This is a genomic window from Streptomyces sp. M-16, from assembly GCF_052114405.1.
Classification (GTDB): domain Bacteria; phylum Actinomycetota; class Actinomycetes; order Streptomycetales; family Streptomycetaceae; genus Streptomyces.
The window spans coordinates 1-4,041 of the sequence record NZ_JBFRER010000246.1 but is presented as its reverse complement, the minus strand read 5'-3'; the positions used below and the strand labels follow the sequence as shown (position 1 = coordinate 4,041).

The 4,041-nt window shown below is 76.0% G+C and carries 1 protein-coding gene; it reads left to right on the top strand.

Annotated features, from left to right (window positions below; genetic code table 11):
• A partial coding sequence (locus AB4039_RS41625; protein ID WP_442273238.1) for an SDR family NAD(P)-dependent oxidoreductase occupies positions 1-4,041 on the top strand: 4,041 nt, incomplete at both ends.

The following is a 4,041-nucleotide window of genomic DNA, read 5'->3' as shown; positions in this document are numbered from 1 at the left end:
TCGACTGGGACGCCGGAGCCGTCTCCCTCCTCACCGAAGCCACCCCCTGGCAGCCGGGCGAAGAGCGCCCCCGCCGCGCCGCCGTCTCCTCCTTCGGCATCAGCGGCACCAACGCCCACCTCATCCTCGAACAGGCACCCCCCACCGAGGAGGTCTCCGGGACCACGCCTGCCGAGGGCACGCCGATCCCGTGGGTGCTGTCGGCCAAGGACGCACCGGCGCTGCGCGCCCAGGCCGGCCGGCTGCACGAGCACCTCCTCGCGGGCCCCGAGCTCCAGCCGGCCGATGTCGCCCGCGCCCTCGTCACCGGCCGTGCGCTCCTCGACCACCGTGCCGTGGTCCTCGGAGAGGACCGGCAGTCCCTCCTCGACGCCCTGGAGGCGCTGGCCCGCGGGGAGTCCCCGGCCACGGTGGTCGAGGGGGCCTCGGACGGCCGGGGCCGGACGGTCCTGGTCTTCCCCGGCCAGGGTTCGCAGTGGGCGGGGATGGCGGTGGACCTCCTCGATTCCCACTCCGTGTTCGCCGATTCCATCGCCGCGTGCGAGCGCGCACTGGCCCCGTACGTGGACTGGTCCCTGACCGAGGTCCTGCGCGCCGCCCCCGGCGCCCCGGGGCTTGAGCGGGTGGACGTGGTGCAGCCCGCGCTGTTCTCGGTGATGGTGTCGCTGGCGGAGGTGTGGCGCTCCGTGGGGGTCGTCCCCACCGCCGTGGTGGGCCATTCGCAGGGTGAGATCGCCGCGGCGTACGTCGCGGGCGCGCTGTCCCTCGACGACGCGGCGAAGGTGGTGGCGCTGCGCAGCCAGGCCATCCGGGCGCTCGCGGGCAAGGGCGGCATGGGCTCCGTACCCCTGTCACTGGAGGAGACCCGGGCCCGGCTGGAGCCCTGGGAGGGCCGGCTGTCGATCGCGGCGGCCAACGGGCCGTCCGCGACGGTGGTGTCCGGTGACCCGGGGGCGCTGGCGGAGCTGGTGGAGTCCTGCCGGTCCGAGGGCGTCGAGGCCAGGACGATCGCGGTGGACTACGCCTCGCACTCCGCGCACGTGGAGGAGATCCGCGAGGCGGTGCTGACGGCGCTCGCCGATGTGGCGCCCCGCTCGTCGGAGGTGGCCTTCTACTCGACGTTGCTGGGCGAGCCCGTGGACACGGCCGTGCTGGACGGCGACTACTGGTACCGCAACCTCCGCGGCACCGTCCAGTTCGAGAAGGCGATCCGCGCCCTGGCCGCCGACGGCTACCGGACGTTCATCGAGAGCAGCCCGCATCCCGTCCTGACGATGGGGGTGCAGGCCACCCTGGAAGACGCGGCGGAGTCCGCGCACGCGGCCGGGCACGAAGCCGCCGCCCTGGTCGTCGGCTCGCTGCGCCGCGACAAGGGGAACTGGCGGGCGTTCCTGACCTCGCTGGCCACCGTGTTCACGGGCGGCTCCGACGTGGACTGGACCGCGGTGCCCGGCACGGCGGGTCCGGCCCGGCCGGTGGAGCTGCCCACGTACGCGTTCCAGCGCGACCGGTACTGGATCGAGGCGCCGCCCGCCGGAGCGGACGTGGCCGGCGCCGGGCTCGCCGCCGCGGACCATCCGCTGCTCGGGGCCCTGGTCTCCCTCGCCGACGGTGACGGGCTGCTGCTCACCGGTCGGCTGTCGCTGCGCGCCCACCCCTGGCTGGCCGATCACGCCGTGGCGGGCACCGTGCTCCTGCCCGGCACCGGGTTCGTGGAGCTGGCGCTGCGTGCGGCGGCCGAGGCCGGCTGTGACCGCGTCGACGATCTCACGCTCGAAGCGCCCCTGGTGCTGCGCGAGCACACCGACGTCCAGCTCCAGCTGACCGTGGGGGCTCCGGACGCGGCGGGGACGCGGCCGCTGCGCGTCCACTCGCGGCCGGCGCCGACCGCGCCCGGCTCGGAAGCCGGGGAGTGGACCCGCCACGCGACGGCGTCCCTCTCGCCCGGCGAGCCGACGGCCGGAGAGCCGGAATCCCTCGGGGTGTGGCCGCCGACGGGTGCCGACCCCGTCGACCTGAGCTCGCGCTACGAGCAGCTGGCCGCGCGGGGCTACGAGTACGGCCCCGCCTTCCAGGGGCTCGCCGCCCTGTGGCGGCGCGGCGAGGAGGTGTTCGCGGAGGTGCGGCTCGCGGAGGCGCAGCGGGCGGACGCCGAGGCGTTCGGGCTGCATCCGGCGCTCCTCGACGCGGCGCTGCACGCCGTCGTGCTGCGGGAGGGTCCCGGGGAGGGGCCGCTGCTGCCGTTCGCCTGGGACGGGGTGCGGCTGCACGCCACGGGGGCGCGGGAGCTGCGGGTGGCGTTCGCGCCCGTCGGTCCGGACTCGGTGTCGGTGACGGCCTTCGACCCGACGGGGGGCCGGGTGGCGGAGGCGGGGCTGCTGGCGCTGCGGCCCGTATCCGTCGAGCAGCTGGCCGCCGCCGGGCGTACGTCGGTGCCCGGTCGGTCGCTGTACCGGCTGGACTGGGTCGCGTCGGCGGCCGCCGCGCCCGTCGACGGGGCGGCCCGTCCTGCGCCGGTCGTGCTCGGCGCGGACGGCGACGGCGCCGGTGGGGCAGGTACCGATGCGGTGCTGCACTGTGTCGGCGGAGACCTCGACGCCACGCTCGAAGAGGTGCTGCGGCGGGTCCAGGACTGGCTGGGCGACCCGGGTTCGGCCGACGCGCGGCTCCTGGTCGCCACCCGGGGCGCGGTCGCGGCCCGGTCCGGCGAGGACGTCACCGACCTCGCCGCGGCGGCGGTCTGGGGCCTGCTCCGCACGGCCCAGTCCGAACAGCCGGGCCGCATCGTCCTGCTGGACGCGGACCCGGCCGGGACCACCGCCGAAGTCCTCTCGGCCGCCCTGGCCTGCGGCGAGCCCCAGCTCGCGGTGCGTGGCGGCGAACTGCTGGTGCCGCGTCTGGTCCGGGCCGGGAGCGTAGAGGACCGGAATCCGGGCCTGGACCCCGAGGGGACGGTACTGATCACCGGCGGGACCGGAACGCTGGGCGCCCTCCTCGCCCGGCACCTGGTCACCGGGCACGGTGTGCGCCACCTGCTCCTCACCAGCCGGAGCGGCCCCGCCGCCGAAGGCGCCGACGCCCTCACCGCCGAACTCGCCGCGCTCGGGGCCCGGGTCACGGTGGCCGCGTGTGACGTCTCGGACCGGGAGGCACTCGGCGCCCTGCTCGCCACCGTCCCCGCGGACCACCCCCTGACGGCGGTCGTGCACACGGCGGGAGCCCTGGACGACGGCACCTTCGAGAGCCTGACCCCGGAGCGGCTGGCCGCCACGCTGGGCGCCAAGGCGGACGCCGCACGGCACCTGCACGAGCTGACGCGGGACCGAGCTCCGGTGGCCTTCGTGCTCTTCTCGTCCGTCGTCGCCACCATCGGCTACGCGGGGCAGGCCAACTACGCCGCGGCCAACGCCTACCTCGACGGGCTGGCCGCCCACCGGCGCGCCCAGGGCCTGCCCGCCACCTCCCTCGCCTGGGGATTGTGGGAGGAGGCCAGTGGGCTGACCGGGCACCTGGCCGCCGCGGACATCGCCCGCATGGCCCGCGCGGGGGTGGCCCCGCTGCCGTCCGACGAGGGCCTGGCCCTCTTCGACGCCGCGCTGACGCGCGAGGAGGCGGTGCTCGTACCGGCGCGGCTGGACCTCGCCGGGCTGAGGTCCCGCGCGGCCTCGGACGGGGTGCCGGCCGTCTTCCGCGATCTGGTACGGGCTCCCGCGCGGCGTGCCGCGCACCTGGCGGACGGCGGGCCGACCGGCGGTGGTTGGGCCCAGCGGATGGCCGCACTCCCGGAGGACGAACGCGAACGCGAGCTGCTCGACTTCGCACGCCGCCAAGTGGCCACCGTCCTCGGCCACGACAGCCCCGACAGCATCGCGGCGAACCAGTCGTTCAAGAAGCTCGGTTTCGATTCGCTGATGGTCGTGGAGCTGCGCAACCGCCTGAACGCGGCCACCGGACTGCGCCTGTCCAGCACCATCGCCTTCGACCACCCCACCCCGCTCGCCCTCGCCACACACCTGCGCGAACAACTCACCGGAACCACCA